This window comes from Rhizobium sp. PP-CC-3G-465, assembly GCF_004343445.1.
Taxonomy (GTDB): domain Bacteria; phylum Pseudomonadota; class Alphaproteobacteria; order Rhizobiales; family Rhizobiaceae; genus Ferranicluibacter; species Ferranicluibacter rubi.
The window spans coordinates 1453190-1476083 of sequence record NZ_SLYH01000001.1 but is presented as its reverse complement, the minus strand read 5'-3'; the positions used below and the strand labels follow the sequence as shown (position 1 = coordinate 1476083).

Here is a 22894-nt window from a genome sequence, read left to right as displayed (position 1 = left end):
ATTGAATGCGGACACGCTCTCAGGCCTCGCTCACTTCAGCGAGATAGCGCCATCCCCCATCCCGATCAATGCTCCTCGTACTGCGTGAACGAGGGGTCGGCGAGGTCGGTGAAGCGGGTGAATTCGGACTGGAAGGCGAGTTTTACCGTGCCGGTCGGTCCGTGACGCTGCTTGGCGATGATGACGTCGGCCGTACCCTTCACCTTCTCGAAGGTCTGCTTCCACTCCTCGTATTTCGGGTCGAACTCGTCGCGGGGCTCCATGTTCTTCACATAGTATTCCTCGCGGAACACGAAGAGCACGACGTCGGCGTCCTGCTCGATCGAGCCGGATTCGCGAAGGTCGGAGAGCTGCGGGCGCTTGTCTTCGCGGCTTTCCACCGCACGCGACAGCTGGGACAGCGCGATGATCGGAACGTTCAGCTCCTTGCCGAGCGCTTTCAGGCCCGTCGTGATCTGGGTGATTTCCTGCACGCGGTTCTCGCCGGATTTGCCGGCGCCGGTCATCAGCTGGATATAGTCCACCACGAGGCAATCGAGTCCCCGCTGGCGCTTGAGGCGGCGTGCACGCGCGGAAAGCTGGGCGATCGAGATACCACCGGTCTGGTCGATATAGAGCGGCACCTTCTGCATCATATGGGCGCAGGCGACCAGCTTTTCGAAGTCGTGCTCGGTGATCTCGCCGCGGCGGATTTTCGAGGAGGAGACTTCCGTCTGCTCGGAGATGATACGCGTCGCCAGCTGTTCGGACGACATTTCAAGCGAATAGAACCCGACGACGCCGCCATTCTTTGCCTTGTAGGAGCCGTCCGCCTGGATCTCCGGCTCGTAGGAGGCTGCAATGTTGTAGGCGATGTTGGTGGCCAGCGAGGTCTTGCCCATGCCGGGACGTCCGGCGAGCACGATCAAGTCGGAGCGCTGCAGGCCGCCCATCTTGCCGTCGAGCGAGTGAATGCCGGTGGAGATGCCCGACAGGTGGCCGTCGCGCTCGAAGGCCTGGCCCGCCATGTCGATGGCCAGTGCCACGGCGTCGTTGAACGCCTGGAAGCCACCGTCGTAGCGGCCGGTTTCGGCCAGCTCGAACAGGCGCCGCTCGGCATCCTCGATCTGCCCCTGCGGCGGCATGTCCAGCGGTGCGTCGAAGGCGATGTTGACCATGTCCTCGCCGATGGTGATCAGCGAGCGGCGGAGCGCCAGATCGTAGATCGCCCGGCCGTAATCCTCGGCATTGATGATCGTCACGGCATTGGCCGCGAGCTGCGCGAGATATTGCGAAATCGTCATGTCGCCGACCTTCTGGTCGGGTGCGAGGAAGGTCTTCACCGTCACGGGATGGGCGGTTTTGCCCATGCGGATGATGTCGCCGGCGACCTCGTAGATCTTGCGGTGCAGCGGCTCGTGCAGGTGAACCGGCTTCAGGAAATCCGAGACGCGGTAGAAGGCGTCGTTGTTGACGAGGATCGCGCCGAGCAGGGCCTGTTCCGCCTCGATATTGCTCGGAGCTTCCCGGTACTGGGGTTCCATGGGCTGTTGGCTCATCGCTGCCACTCTGCGCGCTGCTTCATTCATCGTCATCTCTCGTCTGTACCGCTTGAGGGCCTGTGATTGGCTGATCGGGACACGGTGTCAAGCGGTGCTGGTGCCGGGTCGGGGTGAGGGCACGGCCTGTTACCGCTCTCCACAGCCGCAGGGAGGGTACGGTAGAAATCGGTCCCGTCTGCGCCATCTCTGCTTGACCGGCCACCGGATATGCCACGGCAGCGAATCGTTTCGGCAGGATACGCCAAACGACCGCCGCATGAAATGCGGTGGACAGCCCGATGACGGCTTGAAATAGCCGACGCTCTGTATTACTTCGACCACACATAGTTAGTACACTACTATTATGGAAAGAGTAGCAGTTGACCGATCTCGCAAATCGCGCTTTGTTCGATGCCCTGCAATCCGTGAACCGGAAGCTGCGCGCCGTCTTCGATGCCAAGGTCAAGGAACGTGGACTGACGCTGTCGCGTGCGCGCGCGCTGTTCGCACTGTCGCGTCGCGACGGACTGAACCAGCGCGAGCTTGCCGAAGAGCTGGCGATCGAGACGCCCACGATCGTGCGGCTTCTGGACGGCATGGAGGCGCAGGGCTTCATCGAGCGCCGGGTGGAAAAGTCCGACCGGCGCGCCAAGCAGATCCACATGACGCCGATGGGGCGGGCGCTGGCTGAGGAGATCGAGGTCATCGCCTGCGGCATCCGCGCAGACCTCCTCTCCGGCGTCAGTCTTCAGGACAAGGAGACCGCGCTCGCGGTAATGACGGCGATGGCGGACAACATGATCCTGATCGGGCGGGAGAGCGTCTCGTGACCAGCGCCATCACGCCCTCGATAGAGAACCGGCCGGCCTCCGAGCCCGAGATGCCAGCGCTCACACTGCCGGCAACCGTGCCGCAGCCGGCCGTGCATATCTCGCGCGGCCGTGCCTCGCTCTACATGTTCACATCCGTGCTGATGTTCCTGACGCAGGGCCTCGGCATGAACCTCTTGAACGCCAATCTCTACCAGCTGCAGGGCGCTTTCTCGGCGACCGTCAACGAGCTTGCCTGGCTGTCGGCAGCCTATATGGCGCCCTATGCCAGCCTGTCGGTGGCGCTCTTCAAGATCCGCACGCAATACGGCCTGCGTCGCTTTGCCGAACTCGGCATCCTCTGCTTCGTCTTTGCCGCCTTCGCCAATCTCTTCGTGTCCGACCTGCATTCCGCGTTGATCATCCGCTTCGTCAACGGCGTCGCGGCCGCGCCGCTTTCGACCATCGGCATTCTCTACATGCTGGAGGCGTTTCCGCCGGCGAAGAAACTGTCCATGGGCCTCAGCCTCGCGGTCATGAACACGCTGCTGTCGGCGCCCCTCGCGCGCATCATCTCGCCGGCGCTGATGGAGTATGGCGGCTGGCGTGCGCTCTATACGTTCGAGGTGGCGCTGGCGCTGATCGCGCTGCCCTTCATCTACCTGTTGCCGGTCACAGCCCCGCCCCGTGCGAAAGTCATCCAAACGCTCGATATCTTCAGCTATTTCATCCTCGCGGGCGGCTTCGGCTGTCTCGCCATCCTCCTGTCGCTCGGGCGCTTCTACTGGTGGTTCGAGGCGCCTTGGCTCGGCGTGCTTCTGGCCTGCGCCATCGGCCTGCTCTCGGTCTTCGTCGCCATCGAGATCAACCGGTCACAGCCGATGCTCGACCTGCGCTGGATCTTCTCCTGGTCGAACATCCACATGGCCGGTGTCCTCATCCTGTTCCGCACCGTTTCCTCCGAGCAGACGGCGACGGTCTCTGGCTTCTACCAACAGATCGGCCTGCTGAACGACCAGACGACGCTGCTCTATGCGATCGTGCTCGCGGCCTCGGTCGCAGCGGGGCTGTTTTGCACCTTCCTCATGGTGAAGAAACAGCTCGATCTTGCCCATGTCATCGCGCTTCTTCTCATCGGCGCCGGTGCCTGGCTCGACAGCCAGTCGACCAACCTGACCCGGCCAGAGCAGATGTATCTGAGTCAAGCTCTGGTGGCGGCAGGCGCCGCGATGTTCCTGCCACCGGTGATGACGACGGGCTTCGGCGCAGCACTCGCCAAGGGACCCATCTACGTCGTCAATTTCATCGTGATCTTCCTGTTCACCCAGAGCCTCGGCAGCTTGATGGCATCCGCCGCGCTCGGCACCTTCGTCACCATTCGCGAGAAATTCCACTCCAACCTTCTGGCCGAGCAGATCATGCTGTCGGACCCGCTGGTCGCCAACCGCGTGACGCAGCTGGCCGGCTCTTACGGCAAGGTCATCACCGACAAGACGCTTCTGAATGCCGAGGGGCTGCAACTCCTGACGCAACAGGTCAGCCGCGAGGCCTATGTGCTCGCCTATAACGATGCTTTCTTCGTCATTTTCATCGGCTGCGCGATCTCGCTGGCCATCCTCATTGGTCACCTGATCTGGCGCCGTCTGGTCGCGTCTTCCGACCCGGCAGCCGTCCCGGCCTGATTTCAACATCCTTTCATTGAAGCCGCCTTTAAACAGAGTCCGCCATGTCCAAGCTCACCCGCTCTCCCGTTACCATCCTCGTCCTCCTCGCCGGCGTCATCGGCGTCCTGCTGGTGCTCTATGCCTGGCGGTTGCCGCCCTTCGTGACCTCGGTGGAAACCACCGATAACGCCTATGTCAAAGGCTACGTCACCATCATGAGCCCGCAGGTCGCGGGCTATGTGGTGGAGGTTCCCGTTCGCGATTATCAGGCGGTGAAGGAGGGCGACGTGCTCGCCCGCATCGACGATCGCATCTACCAGCAGAAGGTGGCGCAAGCTCGCGCGACGCTTGCCGGACAGAAGGCGGCGCTCGACAATTCGCGCCAGCAGGAAGCCTCCGCCAAGGCCAGCATCGCCTCCAGCGATGCGCAGGTTCTCGGGGCGAAAGCCGCCCTTCGCAGGGCGGAGCTGGCCTCCGAGCGCGTGAACCAGCTGGCGGCGCGCAGCGTTGCCTCCACCAGCGAGGTCGAGTCGGCGCAGGCGACATTCGAGCAGGCGAAAGCGGCGGAAGCGCAGGCCGAGGCCGCCGTCGAGGTCAACCGCCAGGCGCTTGCCACCATCATCGTCAACCGCGGTTCGCTGCAGGCTGCCGTGGCGGGCGCCGAAGCGTCCGTCGAGCTTGCGGAGATCGACCTTGCCAATACCGCTATCCGTGCGCCCCGCGACGGGCATCTCGGCGAAGTCGGCGTTCGTCTCGGACAATATGTGACGGCCGGAACCCAGCTGATGTCGGTGGTGCCGAGCGAGCTTTGGGTGGTCGCCAACTACAAGGAAACCCAGCTGGACGGTATGAAGGTCGGCCAGCCCGTCACCTTCTCGGTCGATGCGCTGGAGCACCAGAGGCTGACCGGCCATGTGCAGCGCTTCTCGCCGGCTGCCGGTTCCGAGTTCAGCGTCATCCGTCCCGACAACGCCACGGGCAACTTCACCAAGATCGCCCAGCGCGTCGGTGTCCGCATTTCCATCGACCCGGGCCAGGCGGCGGCCGAACGGCTCGCCCCCGGCCTGTCGGTCGTGGTGCGCATCGACAAGTCGCTCGATCCCGACGCGAAGATCGCAGACGCTGAATGAGGGCATGAGACGGCATGGCTGAAACGACAAAGGCCCCGGAGCGGCAAACGCTCCGGGGCCTTTGTCATGATCGATTCGCGAAGGCTTATTCTTCGTCGTTGTCGAATTCGGCTTCCGGGTTGAAGAAGTCTTCCGGACGCAGGGCATCTTCGTCGACGCCGTAGATGGCATCGGCGGAGTTGAGGTTTTCACCCTTGGCCTGACGCTCGGCTTCATCGGCCGAACGGGCAACGTTCATCGTGACCGTGATCTCGACTTCGGCATGCAGGTGGATCTTGACCGGGTGCAGGCCGATCGACTTGATCGGGTTGTTCAGGTCGACCTGGTTACGGCCGACGTTGAAGCCTTCGGCAGCAACCACTTCGGCAACGTCGCGAGCCGCGACCGAACCGTAGAGCTGGCCGGTTTCGCCGGCGGAGCGAACGACGTTGAAGCTCTTGCCGTCGAGCTGTTCGGCAACCGCCTGGGCTTCCGACTTGCGCTCGAGGTTGCGGGCTTCGAGCGTTGCGCGCTCGCTTTCGAAACGGGCCTTGTTACCGGCATTGGCGCGCAGCGCCTTGCCGAGCGGCAGCAGGTAGTTACGGGCAAAGCCGTCCTTGACCTTGACCGTTTCGCCCATCTGGCCGAGCTTTGCTACGCGTTCGAGAAGAATGACATCCATGGTTTTGTCCTTTCAGGTGTCTGTGTCTGGAGTTTATTCAGGCGTCTTTCCCGTCGGCTTTCCCGGAGACAGCGCGATCGCTCGGCGTGTATCCATGAGGCCCGACAGGAGGAAGAAGAAGGCGGGAATGGTGAAGAGCAGCACGGAGAGGTAGCCGAGCCACAGCACCGGTAGCCGCCAGGACTTGCCGCGGGTGCGGAAGTGGAAGACGGCGAAGCCGGAGAGCAGGAAGCCGGCGCCGAACGTGCCGCAGACGAGAGCACCCACGGCACCCACCGCACCACCGGCAAAGGTCAGTACCAGCCCGCCGAGAAAGGCGAAGATGGCGAAGCGATGCATCCGCAACGTCGAGGGAATATCCTCGCGGGGACGCAGGCTGCGACCGGACATCTGTACGATGCGCGTTGCCGTGTAATAGGCCGCAAACAACATCAGCACCCAGAGCGCACCCTGAACCATCGGCAGCGCGACGCTGAACACCGCCTTGATCTGCGCGAGAGCGGCGGGATCCGGATTGTAGGTCGGTTCCTGGCTCTTCAGCGCTTCGATGACCATATCGACCATGCCGGCCGCGGTTTCCGTGCTGTAGCCAAGCACCACGCCGATGATCAGCATGCCCCCGGCAACGAGCCCGGCAAGATGGGTGAGGATATCGGAGAGCGGATACCACGCCATGGCGTCGTCGGGGCCGCCAATCTCGCTTGCCGGCCGCGCAAGGTTTGCCAGATGCGACAGCCATGCGGCGGGAATGAGCGTGACGACGAGAATGAGCAGCGCGAAATAGGGAGAGACGGCAATGGCCGCAAGAAAACCCGCAACGACGACGGCGACGATGGCAGCCGCATTGCCCCAACCGAGCCCGGCAATCAGGATCGGCAGCGCGGAGGCGGCATAGAGAACGATGGCGAGCGAGGAGGGCGTGGTTGCGCCGAACGACAGGAACGCGGCGGTAACGCCGGCCAGAATGCCGGTGAGCAACGATGTCCTGTTGATGGCTGTCACGTGTCGCTGTCCTGCTCTTCGGCAGTTAGAGGACGAGATGTCCCCAACATGGGTTTTGGCGCTTAAAGCGCTCAGGTCCGATCCGCGCCCATCGCGGAAGGGAGAAAGCGGCCGATCCGGGATCGGCCGCTTTCGTCAATGAAAGCCTGACTTACGAAAGAACGTAGGGCAGGAGGCCGAGGAAGCGGGCGCGCTTGATGGCCTGGGCCAGTTCGCGCTGCTTCTTCTGGGAAACGGCGGTGATACGCGAAGGGACGATCTTGCCGCGCTCGGAAATGTAGCGCTGCAGGAGGCGTACGTCCTTGTAGTCGATCCGCGGAGCGTTTGCGCCCGAGAAGGGGCAGGTCTTGCGGCGGCGATGGAAGGGGCGGCGTGCCGGAGCGGAGGAGATGTCAGCCATTGTCTATAATCCCTTCGATCTTAAACGCGGTCTTCGCGCGGACGGCGCGGACGGTCTTCACGGTCGCCATCGCGGCGCGGACGGTCGCCGAAGCCACGGTCCGGACGGTCGCCGTCACGGCGCGGACGGTCGTCGCGGTCGCGCTTCTGCATCATGGCGGACGGGCCGTCTTCATGCTTTTCGACTGCGATGGTCATGTAGCGAAGAACGTCTTCGTTGATGCGCATCTGGCGCTCGACTTCGTGGACGGCCGGTGCCGGAGCATCGATGTCCATGAGGACGTAGTGAGCCTTGCGGTTCTTGGCGATACGGTAGGTGAGGGACTTGAGGCCCCAGTTTTCCACCCGGCCGACCTTGCCGCCATTGGCTTCGATCACACCCTTGTACTGTTCGACGAGGGCTTCGACCTGCTGTGCGGACACGTCCTGGCGGGCCAGGAACACATGTTCATAGAGAGCCATGATTGGCTTACCTTTCTTGCGTTTAACGTCACCCGGCAACGGCGCTAAGCCTCAACGACTGTTCTTAAAGACGCGCGAGCGCCGGCAAGAAAGTGTTGTTTCGAGACGGTCGAGAGCGGAGACACGGGAGGCTGGATCCCTTCAGGATCCCGACAGGCACTACAAGAGCGCCGGCCCTCCGTTCAGCCACCAGCCAGATAACCGGGTGTTTCGAACACGGCGGCTTATACGTGGATTCTCCGGAATTGCAAGACCGGAGAATCCACGTATCGAGAGCGCGCTGTTAATGTGGGCGCAGGATGCCGATCAGATCGGCATCGGGTAGAGGCGGTGGATCCGGCGAATGCCGTTGACCAGTTCCGGTGTCAGCACGAGATCGGCGGCGCCGAGATTGATCTCCAACTGCTCCATCGTCGTCGCGCCGATGATGGCGGAGGTCGTGAAGGGGCGCGCGAGCACGAAGGCGAGCGCCAGCTGCGAGGGGTCGATGCCGTGGTCGCGGGCGAGCGCCACATAGGCCTCGACGGCCGGCTCCTGATGCGGTGTGAAGCGACCGCCGAGATCGCCATTGATCGACAGGCGGCTGCCATCAGGCCGCGATCCACCGATATATTTGCCCGATAGGAGGCCGGCAGCAAGCGGGGAGTAGGCAAGAAGCCCGACCGATTCGTGATGCGACAGCTCGGCAAAGTCGAGATCATGCGGGCGATAGAGAAGATTGTACTCGTTCTGGACGGAAGCGACGCGTGTCAGCCCGTGGCGCTCGGCGAGATCGAGCAGCTTCTGCGTGCCCCAGACCGTATCGTTGGAGACGCCAATCGCCCGGATCTTGCCCGCCTTCACCTGTGCATCCAGCGCATGCAGCAGCGCGCCGAGATCCTCGACCACCTTGTCGGTGTCCTGCTTGCTCGGATCGTAGCTCCAAGAATTGCGGAAGTGATAATGTCCGCGGTTCGGCCAGTGCAGCTGGTAGAGATCGACATGGTCCGTCTGCAGCCGCTGCAGGCTGGCGTCGAGCGCCGTCGCGATGCTGTCCGCCGTCATCGGCCCGCCGCCGCGAATGTAGTTGCGGCCCGACCCGGCGATCTTCGTCGCGAGCACGATCCGGTCACGGTTGCCACGCTCCGCCATCCAGTTCCCGATGATCCGCTCGGTCCCGCCATAGGTCTCTTCCGACAGTGGCGTCGTCGGATAAAGCTCCGCCGTGTCGATAAAGTTCACCCCGGCCTCGACCGAGGCGTCGAGCTGGGCGAAAGCCTCGTCCTGCGTGTTCTGCGATCCCCACGTCATAGTCCCCAGGCAAATGGTGGAGACCTCGATGCCGGTGCGGCCGAGTTGTTTGTACTGCATGAAGGAATGACCTTGTCGAACGCGACCGGAGACCCGGCCCCTTGTGATCCACGAAAGAGGCTGGCGCCCCTGCTGCGACGCAACATAATCGGCAGGGAGGCAAGGTCAAGCGCTTCGGAAGACCCCGTCGATGCCTTGCGATGCCTTCACGACGTCGTGCTTCACCAATGCCATTTCCCCTCGCTGCTTGACTTCCAGAGCCTTAATGTGAATGGAGAAGCCAAAAATTCAGGAGGTTCCTCATGGCGATCGCGTTTACGTTTCCGGGGCAGGGCAGCCAGGCGGTTGGCATGGGGCGGGATCTGGCAGAGGCTTTTCCCGAAGCATCTGCGGTTTTTGCCGAGGTGGACGATGCGCTGGGCGAAAAACTGTCCGGTGTGATGTGGAACGGGCCGGAGGATCAGCTGACGCTGACGGCGAATGCACAGCCGGCACTGATGGCCGTCTCGGTCGCGGCGATCCGGGTTCTGGAAGCGCGCGGGCTCGATCTCGCAAAGCATGTGGATTTCGTGGCCGGCCACTCGCTCGGCGAATATTCGGCCCTCTGCGCCGCCGGCACCTTCTCGCTGGGCGATACCGCCCGCCTCCTGCGGATTCGCGGCAATGCCATGCAGGCGGCCGTGCCCGTGGGCAAGGGCGCGATGGCGGCAATCATCGGGCTCGATCATGACGCCGTCCAGGCACTCTGTGCCGAGATGTCGGAGATCGGCCCGTGCCAGATCGCCAACGACAATGGCGGCGGGCAAATCGTGATTTCAGGCGACAGGCAAGCCGTGGAAAAGGCCGCCAAGCAGGCAAGCGAGAACGGTGCGAAGCGCGCCATCATCCTGCCTGTGTCCGCTCCGTTCCATTCGGCGCTGATGGCGCCGGCAGCCGATGCGATGCGCGAGGCGCTGGCGAAGGTCGAGCGCCGCGATCCCGTGGTGCCGCTCATCGCCAACGTGCGTGCCGCTCCGGTCACCTCGTCCGACGAGATCGTCGATCTCCTGGTTGAGCAGGTGACGGGACAGGTACGCTGGCGCGAAACCGTGGAATGGTTCGGCGCAAATCGTGTGACGACCCTCTACGAGGTTGGTTCCGGCAAGGTCCTGACCGGGCTCGCACGCCGCATCGACAAATCCGTCACGGGGCTTGCGGTCAATTCGCCGGCCGATATCGAGGCCGTTCTCGCGGCTGTGCTCTGAACGCTCGCGGTTGCGGGCAGGTGATCCCGACGTCGGCTGAGACGCCGCCGTGGGAACCGAAGATAAAGGAAGATGATCATGCTCGACCTGACAGGCCGTAAAGCCCTGGTGACCGGCGCCTCCGGCGGCATCGGCGAAGAGATTGCCCGTATCCTGCATGCGCAGGGCGCGACCGTCGGTCTGCACGGTACCCGCGTCGAAAAGCTGGAGGAACTCGGCAATGCGCTCGGCGAGCGCGTGCACCTGTTCCCGGCCAACCTGTCGGACCGCGACGCCGTGAAGGCGCTCGGCGAAAAGGCCGAGAGCGAACTCGGCGGCGTCGACATTCTCGTCAACAATGCAGGCATCACCAAGGACGGCCTGTTCGTCCGCATGAGCGATGCCGATTGGGATGCCGTGCTGGAGGTCAACCTGACCGCCGTGTTCCGCCTGACCCGCGAGCTGACCCACCCGATGATGCGCCGCCGCCATGGTCGCATCATCAACATCACCTCCATCGTCGGCGTCACCGGCAATCCGGGACAGGCGAACTATTGCGCCGCCAAGGCTGGCATGATCGGCTTTTCCAAGTCGCTCGCCCAGGAAATCGCGACCCGCAACGTGACGGTCAACTGTGTCGCCCCGGGCTTCATCGAAAGCGCGATGACCGGCAAGCTGAACGACAAGCAGAAGGACGCCATCATGGGGGCCATCCCGATGAAGCGCATGGGCACCGGTGCCGAGGTGGCGAGCGCCGTCGCCTATCTCGCGTCCAACGAGGCCGCTTACGTCACCGGCCAGACGATCCACGTCAATGGCGGCATGGCGATGATCTGAGTCGGGTGCGGGAAGGGCCGATCGCGGGTGACGAAATTGCCCGTAAATGCTTGTTGAGCAAGGATTGGCGTCCCAAATTCGGACTTTGCGCGGCCGTTAAACCGTGTTAATCGGGCCGTAGTGGTCTGGACGGCGCGGGGCTTTCGCCCTTCGCCGGACGGTCCGAACGAATCACGGAGAAGACGCGGATGCCGGCTCGTTGGAGCCCGTCCGGGCTCTCCCGGTTTGAAGGATTGCCGGTTGAACCGCAGTGGTTTAACAGGCTTTGGCAAGGGAACGCTTTCGGGCGCCCCTGATAAAGAGAAAACGAAGGTCGAGGAATCCGACATGAGCGACATCGCAGAACGCGTAAAGAAAATTGTCATTGATCATCTTGGCGTCGATGCCGAAAAGGTAACTGAAGGCGCAAGCTTCATCGACGATCTCGGCGCGGACTCGCTCGACACGGTCGAACTGGTCATGGCCTTCGAAGAAGAATTCGGCGTTGAAATTCCGGACGACGCTGCCGATTCGATCCTGACCGTCGGCGATGCCGTCAAGTTCATCGAGAAGGCCCAGGCTTAATCGCCTAGCCTGAACGAACGGGTGCGGCGGGCGCGAAAGCAGCCCGCCCGCTCACCCGAGGTGACGCCGGTTCTGGTCCTGCCAGGAGACCGGTCTGTTCATCCGGACCTGGAAGAGCCCTCGGGCGGCCCAGATGTGGCTGCAGCCATCGGGGCAGACGCGACGAGGTCCCGCCGCGGGACCGGCTCCGTCGGCCGGTAGCGACCATTCGCGCCGGAGCATATCGAGACCTTACGAGGATGGATCGCGGTTCATGAGACGTGTCGTTATCACCGGTACCGGCATGGTATCGCCGCTGGGTTGCGGAACGGAAGCCAGCTGGGCGAGACTGATCGCCGGCGACAACGCCGCCCGCACCGTCACCGAGTTCGACGTTTCGGATCTCCCCGCCAAGATCGCCTGCCGCATTCCCTTCGGCGATGGTTCCAACGGCACGTTCAATGCCGATGACTGGATGGAACCGAAGGAACAGCGCAAGGTCGATCCCTTCATCATCTATGCCATGGCTGCGGCCGATATGGCGCTGGACGACGCGGGCTGGCACCCCAAGACCGACAACGACCAGATCGCCACGGGCGTGATGATCGGGTCCGGCATCGGCGGTCTCGAAGGCATCGTCGAGGGCGGCTATACGCTGCGCGACAAGGGCCCCCGCCGCGTTTCCCCTTTCTTCATTCCCGGTCGCCTGATCAACCTCGCCTCGGGCCAGGTGTCGATTCGCCACAAGCTGCGCGGCCCCAATCACTCCGTTGTGACCGCCTGTTCGACCGGCGCGCACGCCATCGGCGACGCCTCCCGGCTGATCGCGCTCGGCGATGCCGACGTCATGGTGGCCGGCGGCACGGAATCTCCGATCTCCCGCATCGCGCTTGCCGGCTTCGCCGCCTGCAAGGCGCTCTCGACCCAGCACAACGACGATCCGACCAAGGCCTCGCGCCCCTATGACAAGGACCGTGACGGCTTTGTCATGGGCGAGGGCGCCGGCATCGTCGTTCTCGAAGAACTTGAGCACGCCAAGGCGCGCGGCGCGAAGATCTATGCCGAGATCGTCGGCTACGGTCTCTCGGGCGACGCCTTCCACATCACGGCACCGTCCGAGGACGGCGACGGGGCCTATCGCTGCATGAAGATGGCGCTGAAACGCGCGGGCCTGCAGCCCTCCGATATCGACTACATCAACGCCCACGGCACTTCGACCATGGCCGACACGATCGAGCTTGGCGCCGTCGAGCGGGTCGTCGGCGACAGTGCATCCGGCATCGCCATGTCCTCGACCAAGTCGGCGATCGGGCACCTGCTGGGGGCTGCCGGCTCCGTCGAGGCGATCTTCTGCGCGCTCGCCATTCGCGACAATATCGCACCGCCGACGCTCAATCTCGACAACCCCTCTGTCGAGACGGCCATCGATCTCGTGCCGCATACGGCGCGCAAGAAGACCATCGATGTCGCGCTGTCGAACTCCTTCGGCTTCGGCGGCACCAATGCCACGCTGGTCATCCAGCGTTACGCCTGAGGCTCCTCGCGCAGACGTGATCGCAAACAGATCGTGGGCACCGGACGATATTGTCCGGTGCCCACGATCCGGTCCTGTTTTTCGCCGCATTGCTCGTCTCAAAACAGCTCCCTGATCCACCGCGACCGGCCATCTTCAAGGGCTCGGTCGAATGCGGCAGGTCACCAGAATAGAGCACCGCAGGTCGGTGTCGTCTTTTGGCGGGAGACATGCTAGGGGTGGCCACGCTCGCGCACGGCGGCCCCGTCAGGCTGGCGGCCTGTCTCGATCGTTTTTTCGCTGTCCCGAACCTCTTCCGGAGTTCGCATCGGGAAGCGGGGCGTGCAGGATTGCGAACTCCGGATGCAGGACAGGCGTGAACGACGGACAAGAAAACAGCACGGCTCCGAGCGGCCGGAACGAGGGCGGCACCAAGGGGCCGATCATTCCGAAATCGCCGATTGAGGCTCTGCGACCGGAAAAGGTTCCGCAGCCCCCCAAGCGCTCGCGCAAGGCGCGCAGCCAGGTGGTCATCTTCCTCAACTTCCTGATGACGGTCATCGTCGTGCTGACGTTGGCGGCAGCCGGCACGGCCTATTACGCCATGACCTCCTACGAGGCACGGGGACCGCTTGTCGCCAACAGCAATTTCATCGTGCGCAACGGCGCCGGGATCGCTGAGATCGCCTCAAGCCTTGAGCGCAACCAGATCGTCTCCGACGGACGCGTCTTCCGCTTCATGTCGGAAGCCTATCTGGATGACGAGACCCTGAAGGCGGGCGAGTACGAGATCAAGGCGGGTGCCTCGATGCAGGAGATCATGGAGCTTCTGAAATCGGGCAAGTCGATCCTCTATTCGGCGTCCCTTCCCGAAGGCCTGACCGTGAAACAGATGTTCCGCAAGCTGCAGGACGATCCGATCCTCGAGGGCGACCTGCCGGCAAACCTTCCGGCCGAGGGCACGTTGAGGCCGGATACCTACAAGTTCTCGCGCGGCACCAAGCGCGCCGAGATCGTCGCTCAGGCGACGGCCGCACAGAAGACCATCGTCGACCAGATCTGGGCGAAGCGCGACGAGAAGCTGCCGATCAAGACACGGGAGGAGTTCGTCACGCTCGCCTCGATCGTGGAGAAGGAAACCGGCATCGCCGACGAGCGCTCGCGCGTCGCCTCGGTCTTCCTCAACCGCCTCGACAAGGGCATGCGGCTGCAGTCCGACCCGACGATCATCTACGGCATCTTCGGCGGCGAGGGGAAACCGGCGGACCGCCCGATCCTGCGCTCCGATCTCGAAAAGAAGACGCCTTACAACACCTACGTCATCAAGGGTCTGCCCCCGACGCCGATCGCCAATCCCGGTCGGGCAGCGCTGGAGGCCGTCGCCAATCCCTCGCGCACCGCCGATCTCTACTTCGTCGCGGACGGCACGGGCGGCCACGTCTTTGCGACCACGCTCGACGATCACAACGCCAATGTCCGCCGCTGGCGCAAGCTGGAAGCGGAGAAGGCCAGCGCCGCCAAGGCGGCCGGCGCTGCGGCTCCGCCCGCAGACGCCGCAGAGGCGCCTGTCCAGAACTGAGTCTTCGCTTGGCCTTCCAAGCCTTACCTTTAACCCGGCCCCGGGACGTCACCTTGTGGATGACGCGCCGGGGTCGGGCTCGCTTTCGCAATAGGCCTTGCGGGCGCAGACGTTGCGGCCTTAAACAGAAAGCTCGCTTGTCCCCGAGGCGTATTCCCCAAGGAGTCCCCCCATGCCCTTGCAGTCCATGACGGGATTTGCCCGCCGCGAGGGTACGTCCGGCCGCAGCCGCTGGGCCTGGGAGCTTCGCTCGGTCAACGGCAAGGGTCTCGACGTGAAGCTGCGCCTGCCCGGTGGGCTCGAAGCGCTCGATGCCGATATCCGGCGACGGATCGCCGCTCGCTTCTCGCGCGGCAACATGCAGGTCGGCCTCAGCCTCAATGCCGGGGAAACGCAGATCCAAACGACCATCAACCAGACGGCGCTCGCCTCCGTCCTGTCGCTGCGCGAGCAATTGCGCGATGTGATCGACCCCGCGCCGCTGAAGCTCGACACGCTGCTTGCCATCCGCGGCGTCATCGACTTCAAGGAGCCGGAAGAGAGCGAGGCCGACAAGACGGCGCGGGAAACGGCCGTCCTCGCGGGGCTCGACCTCGCACTCGCCGATCTCGCCGCAATGCGCGAAAGCGAAGGCACGGCGCTCGAACAGGTGCTCCTGCTGGAGATCGGCGAGATGGAGACGCTGCTGAGCGCGATCGAGGCCGATCCGTCGCGGACCCCCTCGGCCATCGCCGCAAGGCTCGTCCAGCAGATCGACTGGCTGACAAGCCATGCCGCCAAGCTCGACCGCGACCGCCTGTATGCGGAAACGGCGCTGCTGGCGGCCAAGGCCGATGTCCGCGAAGAGCTCGATCGGCTGCGGGCGCATATCATGGCCGCCCGCGCGCTTCTGTCGAAAGGCGGCCCCATCGGACGCAAACTCGACTTTCTTTGCCAGGAATTTAACCGGGAAACCAATACGATCTGTTCGAAGTCCACCTCCGCCGCCGTCACGGCCGCAGGCGTCGACCTCAAGGTCGTCATCGACCAGTTCCGCGAACAGGTCCAGAATCTGGAGTAATGATGAGACCCGCCGAAACACCCACGAAGGTTTCAACGATTGCGCGCCGGGGCCTGATGCTTGTCATCTCCTCGCCGTCCGGCGCCGGTAAGTCCACCATCGCCCGCAACCTGCTGGAGGCCGATCCGGAGATGAGCATCTCCGTCAGCGTCACCACGCGCAAGCGCCGCCCGAGCGAGATCGACGGTCTTCACTATCACTTCAAGTCGATCCGCGAGTTCGAGGGCCTGCGCCAGACGGAAGCCCTGCTGGAATGGGCCGAAGTGCACGGCAACTTCTACGGCACGCCGCGCGATGCGGTGGAAGAAGCGATGTCGGAAGGCCGCGACATGCTGTTCGACATCGACTGGCAGGGCGCCCAGCAGCTTCAGGACAAGATGTCCGGCGACGTCGTCTCGATCTTCATTCTGCCGCCAACCATGGCAGAGCTTCAGTCTCGCCTGCACCGCCGCGCCGAGGATACGGACGAGGTCATCGCCACGCGCCTCGCCAATTCCCGCGCCGAAATCGAGCACTGGCTGGAATACGACTACATCGTCGTCAACGAGGATCTTGACACAGCCTTCGCCGCCGTCCGCGCCATCGTCGAAGCCGAACGCCTCCGCCGCGACCGCCGCCCCGGCCTGTTCGAATATGTGCAGGGCTTGCTGACGGAAACGCCGAAGCTCGTCTAAACGCTCTACCGGAGGCGTGGGAATTGCGCTTCTCGAATGCGCTTAAAGACAGTTCGCCAACCGGCAGAATTCCTCGACCGACAATGTCTCGGCCCGCCGCTGCGGGTCGATTTCTGCCTTGGCCAGCAGCGTTTCCCCGCCAAGCGATTTCACGCTCTGGCGCAGCATCTTGCGCCTCTGGCCGAAGGCGGCCTGCGTCACGCGTTCCAGTGCCGAAATCGAGCAGGGGATCGGGTTTTCGCGCGGCTCCAGATGCACCACGGTCGAGGTGACCTTGGGGGGCGGCGTGAAGGCTTGCGGGGGGACGTCGAAGGCCATGCGTGCCTCGGTGCGCCAGCCGGCGAGCACGCCCAGCCGACCGTAGTGGTCGTTCGTCTCATCCGCCACGATCCGCAGGCCCACCTCGCGCTGGAACATCAGCGTCATAGAGGCGTAGAAGGGCGGCCAGGCGTCGGATGTCAGCCAGTTCACGAGCAGCTGCGTGCCGATGTTGTAAGGCAGGTTGGCGATGATGCGGATCGGGCCTCTAGCGCCGGACTGGCGCGCCAGCTCCGCAAAATCGACTTTCAGCGCATCCCCCTCGATGACCTCCAGCCGGCCGGGATAATGATCGGAAATCTCGGCAAGCGCCGGCAGGCAGCGGCTGTCGCGCTCGATGGCGATCAGCTTGCGGACGCCGAGCGACAGAATCGCGCGCGTCAGGCCGCCGGGGCCGGGGCCCACCTCGATGACGGTCGCATCTTCGAGCGGACCCGCCGTGCGCGCGATCTTCTGCGTGAGGTTGAGGTCGAGAAGGAAGTTCTGGCCGAGTGCCTTTTTGGCATCCAGCCCATGGCGCTGGATCACGTCGCGCAGCGGCGGCAGTCCGTCGATGGCGGCCATCAGGAGGCGCTCTCGATGCCGGCGTTTTCGATGTCGCTGCGCTCGGTATCGGCAAGCTCGCGCGCCATGCGCAGCGCCGCAACGAGGCTGTCCGCCCGCGCGATCGTGCGTCCGTCCAGCCGCTGCCCGGCGATGCCGAATGCGGTGCCATGGTCGGGCGAGGTGCGGATGAAGGGCAGGCCGAGCGTGACGTTGACGCTGTCGTCGAAGCCCAGCGCCTTGGCCGGGATCAGCGCCTGATCGTGATACATGCAGAGCGCGACGTCGTAGGTGGCGCGTGCCCGGTCGTGGAACATCGTGTCGGCGGGCAGGGGGCCGACGGCGTCGATCCCCTCGGCCTGCAGGCGTTCGACCACAGGGCGAATGATGGCGTCGTCCTCCAGCCCCAGCGCACCGCTCTCGCCGGCATGCGGGTTGAGCCCCGCGATCGCGAGCCGCGGTGCGGCGATGCCGAAGCGCGCCTTGAGATCGGCTGCGGTGATGACGGCCGTCCGGTAGATGAGGTCCGCGGTCAGCAGACCGGGCACGTTCTTCAGGGGAATATGGATCGTCACCGGCACCGCTCGGAGCTTCGGGCCAGCCAGCATCATGATCGGCAGCAGCGGCTTGTTGCGCGCGACGCTGCCAAGTTCTGCCAGGAACTCGGTATGTCCGGGAAAACGAAAGCCTGCTGCATAGAGCACGGATTTGGCGATGGGGTTGGTGACGACAGCGGCGGTCTGGGAGGCCAGCGTCATCTGCACGGCCGTCTGGATCGCCCCGATGACCGCTGGCGCATTGGCGCTGTCGGCACGGCCCGCGATCACGGGCGCCGGGCAGGCGATGGGGAGCACGGGAAGGCTCGTGGCAAAGAGACCTGCGGCCGAGCGGTGGTCTGCCTCGGTAATGGACACGTCGAGGCCGAGTAGGCGTGCCCGTTCGGCAAGAACCGCGGGATCGCCGATGAAGAGAAAGGGAGCAAGCCCCAGCGCGTCGCGGCGCGTCCAGGCTTCCAGCGTGACGTCGAGCCCGATACCGGCCGGGTCGCCCATGGTCAGGGCAAGCGGCGCCCGGGTCTCGTCTGTCATGATGGTCCGGTTACTTCCCCAGGATCTGCGCGCGTTTGCGCAGTTCTTCCATGTACTTCACGCTGTTCGGGTCCTCGCCGCCCTTCTGCTTGCCGAGATCCTCGGCGCGGAAGACGACTTCGGCCGCCAGATCGTCGGAAACCTGCCGCTTCTTGCAAATGCCGAGATATTCGACGCCCCTTTCGGTCACGCGGGTCGCGGTCGTGTTGCCGTCGCCAGCCTTTTCAACCAGCGGACGCCAGTCCTCGGGGATTTCCTGTACCATCATGCGGCCGAGATTGCGGATGGAAACGTCGCGCATAGTCGCGGCAAAGGTCTTGGCATCGTCGCAGCCCGGATAGGACGAGCGCGAGGCATTGGCTTCGGCCTGCCGCTTGCCCATGATGGCGTTACGCTTGGCGCCGGGAACGACGAAGATAACCTGCTGAAGGAAGTACTCGGTCGTCACCGGCTTGTTACCGCCATTCTCCTGCATACGGCGCACCAGCTCCTCGTTGGAGAGACGCCCGCCGCCGCTGCCGAAGCGCAGGCGCACGGCCCGCGGCCAACTCATGGAAATCGCGACATAGGATTTGAAATGGTCGATGCCGACGCCGGCCTGGGCCAGAACCTGGGTGAGCTGCGCCACCGACAGCTTGTTTCCGGCGGCAAATCGCGCAACGGCCGCATCGACATCTTCGGTGCTGACGGACTGCTGGAGGCGCAGCACTTCAGCGCGCTTCAGCACTTCATCGATCATCTGCTCGCGTGCGCCGGCCGAGCTCTGCCGCTGCAGCTTGAGGAAGGCCGCACGCTTGGCGATGTCACCGGTCGTGATCGGCGTGCCGTTGACGACGACGGCGACCGCGGTGCCCGCACCCGCTGCGGCAGCGGGCAGGGTGGTCGGCAGGCAGAGCGCGCCGGCCAGCAGGCCCGCACGCAGAATACCTGCCGCCACTCGCAGTGAAGATCGCTTTTGCACGGTTCCGTTGCCCATCAGACATCCCCTTCAGAGCAAGCCGCACATTTTAACGGGCTCGCAACGCTCCATGAAGCGCCAAGCCTGCGGCTGCGCCTGTTTCCCGCTGGATGCATAAACCATGCGGCCGAATGATGACAAGCCCTCGATATCACTGAGCGTGGGCGCGAGACCGCGCACACAAGCCTGTTTTCCGTCACGACGACCGCGGTTAGTCCAGCGCGTTGAACGAGCTGTCGCCGACATTGATGTCACCCAATGTGCGGAAGGAGATCCGCGCACCGATCGACCAGTCATTGGCGAGCGACTGGTCCGGGTCGCGCTCGTTCTTGTAGACGAGCGAGAACAGCGTGTCCTGATCGTCATAGGTGACGCCGAGGCCGTTGCGGGTGACGAGACTGTTGTTGATGTCGTAGGTAACCGAGCCGAACACCGACCAGTACTCGCGGAACCGCCAGGCGGCCGCCGTCTGGATTTCGTCCTGATCGTAGGGCGAACCGTAGGTCGGCTGCGCCTTGATGCTGGTATAGGTGATGGCCGTCTGCCAGGCGATGCCTTCGTAGCCGACCGAGAAGTCCGTCCGGCGCAGGTCGAAATCCTCTTCGTCCAGCCGGCCGCTGAGGCTGGCCGTCAGCCCGGAGGGCGCATCGATGCCGAACATGCCGACATAGTCCGACCGGTCGCTTTCAAGGCCCGAATCGGCACCCACCTTCACGAGATCGTCGGTTGCGAAGGAATTGACGCCGCCGAGATGGAAGGACTGGCCGACGATGCTGCGAACACCGTAGCCATTGCCGAGCGTGCCCGTGTAGCGCATGCCGAGATTGGCGCGCGAGCCGCCCTCGATGCGGTCGAAGCCCGAAAACTTGTCCCGCTCGAACAGGTTGGTCGCATCGAACACGAAGCTCTGTGCGTCCTCGTTCGGCAGGCTACCCGGATTGCTCTCGTCCGGACGAACATAGATCTGCGCGATTGGCTCGAAGATATGACTGCTGTTGGCGGTCGCCATCAGGATCGGATAGCGCGCCTCGAGCCCGGCCGTCGCCATGCCGCGCGTCGAGGTGTCGTCGCCGTTATAGTCACCGGTATAGGTCGGACCGGGATTGTCCATCGTCAGGCCGAGAATATCGCCGCGCGCCGCCAGAAGCGGCGTCAGCGACAGGCCGCCGGGCACGATGAAGGTCTTCTTCCACTCGGCTTCCGCCGTCAGGCGATGCGCGGTGCCTTCGAGACCACGGAACCGGTCGACGCCGAACACGTCGACCGAGTCCTCGCGGTTGCGGTTGACGTTGGTCAGGTTGACGGTCGCGGAGAGCTCACCGCCGGCAACCGCCTGCGGCGCCGTATAGTCATAGTCGAGGACCTGCGCGTAAGCCTGCTTGTTTTCGGCCACGCTGTCCGGATCGGCATCCTGAATATCGAAGTAGAAGGCGCGCAGGTCGAAATAATTGCGCTTGCCGAGACCCGTCAGATAGGCCTGGTTCGTATGCGTCGTGCCGTCGAACGTCGAGAGTTCATACGTCTTGGCGAAGTTGTTGTCGCTCTGGACGAGGACATCCCAGCCGAACGACCAGCGCGGATTGATCTTGAAGTCGGCGCGCGAGCCGATGAGGCCGCGTTCTGTCTCCTGCGCGTCCACGGTTCCGTCCGTAAACGAGCTGCGATCCATCTGGCTGATGCCCGCCATGCGCAGGACGTGCTGCCCCGTCTCGAAGCGCTGTCGGAATTCGCCTTCCAGCAGGAAGCCCTGGCGCGTCAGCCCGGTCGCCGTCACGGTCGCGTCCATGGTGGGCGAGATTGCCCAGTAATAGGGAACGCTGACGCCGGCACCCAGCTTCTGCGTGTAGCGGAACCGCGGGAACAGGAAGCCGCTCTTGCGCTTCACCGTGCCATCGGGAACCTCCAGCACCGGCAGGTACAGGATCGGCTTGCCGAACAGTTCGAAGCGGGCGTTCTCCAGCCGCACGGTGTGCGTTTTGCCGTTCTGGATAATGCGCTGCGCCTTGATGTGCCAGAGCGAGCGGTAGTCCGGATTGGTCGCGCACGGCGTACAGGCCGTGTAGACCGCCTGGTTCAGGATGATCTCGTCGCCATTGCGCCGCTCGCCGTTGACGGCGGCAAGCTTGGTCAGATCGGTCGTCTCGACGCGCATCGTCTCGATGAAGCCATCGGCGAAATTGTCGGTGACGTCCATCTTCTCGGCATAGATCTTGTTGCCGGTCGGCTCGATCAGCTCGATCTGGCCGGTCGCGACGATTCGGCCGGTCTTCTGGCTGTATTCGACCTGCTGGGCGACCATCTGGTAGCCGCCGTAATTGATCTGCACGGCGCCGCGCACGATGACGCGTTCGGCGTCGCGATTGTACACGAGCTCGTTGGCCGACAGCACCATCTTGGCATCGTCGGGCAGTTTCGGCGCAAGCGTCGTCGGCGCCGACTGAGCGAAGGCCGAACCGGACGTGCCGGGAGATACGGAAAGGCATGCAACGCTGGAAAGCAGTATGGCCGCCAGTAGCCTTGTATGATTGCGGTCACAGCCCGCCACTAGCCATCCTCCTGATGCAACAAAATCGTGGACCCCAGCGCCATCGCGACAACAACCGGCAACCAGGCTGCAACGAACGGAGGCAAGATGCCGCTGCTCCCGAATGCTCTGACCAGCACGGTCACGACATAAAGCACGAAGCCTGCCAGGATTCCACCGAGAATTACCGAGCGCGATTGGTGGAAGCGGCTGAATTTCAGCGACACGCTTGCGGCAATCAGCGTCATGGCGACGAGAAGAAGCGGCAGGGACAACAGCGAATGAAGCTGGGTCTGCATGCCGTAGGTCGGAAACCCGAAGGATTTCGCGATCGAAATTTTATGGGGAAGCTCGAAAAACGGAATGGATTCAGCCTTGTCGAGCGATTCCTGAACGAATTCCGCACGGAGATTGGTCGGCAACCGTGCCGTTTCGAAACGCTTCGGCAGCACGCCGTTGCGGGTCTCGGTCACCCCGTTCAGCAACCAGTAACCATCTTCGAGTTTTGCGTTCTGCGCATCCTGCCGGAAGACGATGCGACCCTGCTTGTCGAGGTGGATCACGGTGACGGTGACGAGCGTCCGGCCATCGTCCTGTACGGCGCGCGCGCCGATGATGCTGTCGTCGTCACCATAGATCTGGCGCAGCCACGGAATGGTCTTGGAGCCGCGCGACGACGAGCTGCCCCAGTTGGTCTCCAGAAGCTCGGCACTGCGCGAACCCCAGGCGGCGATCGGGTTGAGAATGGCCACCGCAAGCGCGCCAAACAGCAGGGCGCCGAGCACGAAGGGCTGCAGAAACTGCCAGGCCGAAATGCCCGCCGCCCGCGTCACCACCAGCTCGTAGCGGCGGTTGAGCGCGATCAGCGTCACCATGCCGGCAAACAGCGCGATAAAGGGCACGGTCTGCTGCATGATCATGGGAATGCGCATGGCGGTCATCAGCAGCGCACCGCCGAGAGAGTAGCCCGGCAGGTTCGACATGCGGTTGGAGAGTTCGCTGAAATCGATGATGAAGACGAGCGAGAACACACCGATAAGGAACCAGCCGATCGTCACCATGAACCGGCGAAAGAAGTAGATCTTGAGCGTGCTCAT

Annotated in this window: 21 protein-coding genes; 10 read left to right on the top strand and 11 right to left on the bottom strand. The window is 63.7% G+C overall.

All coding sequences use genetic code 11. The features are described 5' to 3' along the window. Positions 1–65: 65 nt before the first annotated feature. Positions 66–1568, bottom strand: a complete 1503-nt coding sequence (locus C8J33_RS06905; RefSeq protein WP_132663535.1) for a replicative DNA helicase — start codon at positions 1566–1568, stop codon at positions 66–68. A gap of 332 nt (positions 1569–1900) precedes the next feature. On the opposite strand from C8J33_RS06905, the gene C8J33_RS06900 reads away from it, so the two are divergent. The 3 genes from C8J33_RS06900 to C8J33_RS06890 are packed head-to-tail and all read left to right on the top strand — an operon-like array spanning position 1901 to position 5123. Continuing rightward, on the top strand, positions 1901–2350 hold the full coding sequence (locus tag C8J33_RS06900; protein WP_110726462.1) for a MarR family winged helix-turn-helix transcriptional regulator: 450 nt from the start codon (positions 1901–1903) through the stop codon (positions 2348–2350). Positions 2351–2400: 50 nt separating this feature from the next. Beyond that, on the top strand, positions 2401–4011 hold the full coding sequence (locus tag C8J33_RS06895; protein ID WP_132664476.1) for an MFS transporter: 1611 nt from the start codon (positions 2401–2403) through the stop codon (positions 4009–4011). 44 nt (positions 4012–4055) lie between these two features. Further along, positions 4056–5123 carry an HlyD family secretion protein gene (locus tag C8J33_RS06890; RefSeq protein WP_132446842.1) on the top strand — a complete coding sequence of 356 codons (1068 nt, stop codon included), beginning with the start codon at positions 4056–4058 and terminating at the stop codon, positions 5121–5123. A gap of 85 nt (positions 5124–5208) precedes the next feature. Here C8J33_RS06890 and rplI read toward each other — a convergent pair whose 3' ends face one another. From rplI to C8J33_RS06865, 5 genes are all read right to left on the bottom strand, one after another. Continuing rightward, complete coding sequence (rplI, locus tag C8J33_RS06885; RefSeq protein WP_110726460.1) at positions 5209–5784, bottom strand: 50S ribosomal protein L9; 576 nt, start codon at positions 5782–5784, stop codon at positions 5209–5211. Positions 5785–5817: 33 nt separating this feature from the next. After that, positions 5818–6786, bottom strand: coding sequence for a DUF2232 domain-containing protein (locus C8J33_RS06880; RefSeq protein ID WP_132663534.1), 969 nt, complete (start codon positions 6784–6786; stop codon positions 5818–5820). 151 nt (positions 6787–6937) lie between these two features. Beyond that, positions 6938–7186, bottom strand: coding sequence for a 30S ribosomal protein S18 (rpsR, locus tag C8J33_RS06875; protein WP_062468866.1), 249 nt, complete (start codon positions 7184–7186; stop codon positions 6938–6940). Positions 7187–7206: 20 nt separating this feature from the next. Then, positions 7207–7647 carry a 30S ribosomal protein S6 gene (gene rpsF, locus C8J33_RS06870; RefSeq protein ID WP_092933040.1) on the bottom strand — a complete coding sequence of 147 codons (441 nt, stop codon included), beginning with the start codon at positions 7645–7647 and terminating at the stop codon, positions 7207–7209. 306 nt (positions 7648–7953) lie between these two features. Continuing rightward, positions 7954–8997, bottom strand: coding sequence for an aldo/keto reductase (locus C8J33_RS06865; RefSeq protein WP_110799656.1), 1044 nt, complete (start codon positions 8995–8997; stop codon positions 7954–7956). Between the two features lie 242 nt (positions 8998–9239). Between C8J33_RS06865 and fabD the strand changes: the two genes are divergently transcribed. The 7 genes from fabD to gmk all read left to right on the top strand — a co-directional run bounded on the left by fabD (position 9240) and on the right by gmk (position 16366). Continuing rightward, positions 9240–10181: an ACP S-malonyltransferase gene (gene fabD, locus C8J33_RS06860; RefSeq protein ID WP_132663533.1), complete on the top strand. Its 942-nt coding sequence runs from the start codon at positions 9240–9242 to the stop codon at positions 10179–10181. A 78-nt stretch (positions 10182–10259) separates the two neighbouring features. Then, entirely contained in the window at positions 10260–10997 is a 738-nt protein-coding gene (gene fabG / locus C8J33_RS06855) for a 3-oxoacyl-[acyl-carrier-protein] reductase (RefSeq protein ID WP_062594962.1), read from the top strand. A gap of 327 nt (positions 10998–11324) precedes the next feature. After that, a complete protein-coding gene (locus C8J33_RS06850) occupies positions 11325–11561 on the top strand; it encodes an acyl carrier protein (protein ID WP_062468856.1) in 237 nt (78 codons plus the stop codon). Positions 11562–11814: 253 nt separating this feature from the next. Beyond that, a complete protein-coding gene (gene fabF / locus C8J33_RS06845) occupies positions 11815–13074 on the top strand; it encodes a beta-ketoacyl-ACP synthase II (RefSeq protein WP_132663532.1) in 1260 nt (419 codons plus the stop codon). A 355-nt stretch (positions 13075–13429) separates the two neighbouring features. Further along, a complete protein-coding gene (gene mltG / locus C8J33_RS06840) occupies positions 13430–14632 on the top strand; it encodes an endolytic transglycosylase MltG (RefSeq protein WP_110799653.1) in 1203 nt (400 codons plus the stop codon). A 172-nt stretch (positions 14633–14804) separates the two neighbouring features. Further along, positions 14805–15692 carry a YicC/YloC family endoribonuclease gene (locus tag C8J33_RS06835; RefSeq protein WP_132663531.1) on the top strand — a complete coding sequence of 296 codons (888 nt, stop codon included), beginning with the start codon at positions 14805–14807 and terminating at the stop codon, positions 15690–15692. Between the two features lie 2 nt (positions 15693–15694). Next, complete coding sequence (gmk, locus tag C8J33_RS06830) at positions 15695–16366, top strand: guanylate kinase (RefSeq protein ID WP_132664475.1); 672 nt, start codon at positions 15695–15697, stop codon at positions 16364–16366. 42 nt (positions 16367–16408) lie between these two features. On the opposite strand, the gene rsmA is transcribed toward gmk, so the two are convergent. From rsmA to lptG, 5 genes are all read right to left on the bottom strand, one after another. Further along, positions 16409–17248 carry a 16S rRNA (adenine(1518)-N(6)/adenine(1519)-N(6))-dimethyltransferase RsmA gene (rsmA, locus tag C8J33_RS06825; RefSeq protein WP_132663530.1) on the bottom strand — a complete coding sequence of 280 codons (840 nt, stop codon included), beginning with the start codon at positions 17246–17248 and terminating at the stop codon, positions 16409–16411. Then, a complete protein-coding gene (pdxA, locus tag C8J33_RS06820; RefSeq protein ID WP_132663529.1) occupies positions 17248–18315 on the bottom strand; it encodes a 4-hydroxythreonine-4-phosphate dehydrogenase PdxA in 1068 nt (355 codons plus the stop codon). The genes rsmA and pdxA overlap by 1 nt, the downstream gene beginning before the upstream one ends. Before the next feature lie 10 nt (positions 18316–18325). Further along, positions 18326–19291 (bottom strand): peptidylprolyl isomerase, encoded by a 966-nt coding sequence (locus C8J33_RS06815; RefSeq protein WP_110799649.1) that lies wholly within the window; start codon positions 19289–19291, stop codon positions 18326–18328. Between the two features lie 193 nt (positions 19292–19484). Further along, the gene (locus tag C8J33_RS06810) at positions 19485–21818 is read right to left on the bottom strand and encodes an LPS-assembly protein LptD (protein ID WP_132663528.1); all 2334 of its coding nucleotides are present in this window, start codon (positions 21816–21818) and stop codon (positions 19485–19487) included. Next, a complete protein-coding gene (gene lptG, locus C8J33_RS06805) occupies positions 21818–22894 on the bottom strand; it encodes an LPS export ABC transporter permease LptG (RefSeq protein ID WP_110732622.1) in 1077 nt (358 codons plus the stop codon). The genes C8J33_RS06810 and lptG overlap by 1 nt, the downstream gene beginning before the upstream one ends.

Bases quoted from the DNA above. Each gene is read 5' to 3' on its own strand.
- C8J33_RS06895 (WP_132664476.1), top strand. From the start codon at position 2,401: ATGCCAGCGCTCACACTGCCGGCAACCGTGCCGCAGCCGGCCGTGCAT.
- C8J33_RS06865 (WP_110799656.1), bottom strand. From the start codon at position 8,997: ATGCAGTACAAACAACTCGGCCGCACCGGCATCGAGGTCTCCACCATT.
- rpsF (WP_092933040.1), bottom strand. From the start codon at position 7,647: ATGGCTCTCTATGAACATGTGTTCCTGGCCCGCCAGGACGTGTCCGCA.
- rplI (WP_110726460.1), bottom strand. From the start codon at position 5,784: ATGGATGTCATTCTTCTCGAACGCGTAGCAAAGCTCGGCCAGATGGGC.
- C8J33_RS06850 (WP_062468856.1), top strand. From the start codon at position 11,325: ATGAGCGACATCGCAGAACGCGTAAAGAAAATTGTCATTGATCATCTT.
- fabG (WP_062594962.1), top strand. From the start codon at position 10,260: ATGCTCGACCTGACAGGCCGTAAAGCCCTGGTGACCGGCGCCTCCGGC.
- lptG (WP_110732622.1), bottom strand. From the start codon at position 22,894: ATGAGCACGCTCAAGATCTACTTCTTTCGCCGGTTCATGGTGACGATC.
- pdxA (WP_132663529.1), bottom strand. From the start codon at position 18,315: ATGACAGACGAGACCCGGGCGCCGCTTGCCCTGACCATGGGCGACCCG.
- C8J33_RS06835 (WP_132663531.1), top strand. From the start codon at position 14,805: ATGCCCTTGCAGTCCATGACGGGATTTGCCCGCCGCGAGGGTACGTCC.
- fabF (WP_132663532.1), top strand. From the start codon at position 11,815: ATGAGACGTGTCGTTATCACCGGTACCGGCATGGTATCGCCGCTGGGT.
- C8J33_RS06905 (WP_132663535.1), bottom strand. From the start codon at position 1,568: ATGAATGAAGCAGCGCGCAGAGTGGCAGCGATGAGCCAACAGCCCATG.
- C8J33_RS06890 (WP_132446842.1), top strand. From the start codon at position 4,056: ATGTCCAAGCTCACCCGCTCTCCCGTTACCATCCTCGTCCTCCTCGCC.
- C8J33_RS06815 (WP_110799649.1), bottom strand. From the start codon at position 19,291: ATGGGCAACGGAACCGTGCAAAAGCGATCTTCACTGCGAGTGGCGGCA.
- rsmA (WP_132663530.1), bottom strand. From the start codon at position 17,248: ATGGCCGCCATCGACGGACTGCCGCCGCTGCGCGACGTGATCCAGCGC.
- gmk (WP_132664475.1), top strand. From the start codon at position 15,695: ATGAGACCCGCCGAAACACCCACGAAGGTTTCAACGATTGCGCGCCGG.
- fabD (WP_132663533.1), top strand. From the start codon at position 9,240: ATGGCGATCGCGTTTACGTTTCCGGGGCAGGGCAGCCAGGCGGTTGGC.
- rpsR (WP_062468866.1), bottom strand. From the start codon at position 7,186: ATGGCTGACATCTCCTCCGCTCCGGCACGCCGCCCCTTCCATCGCCGC.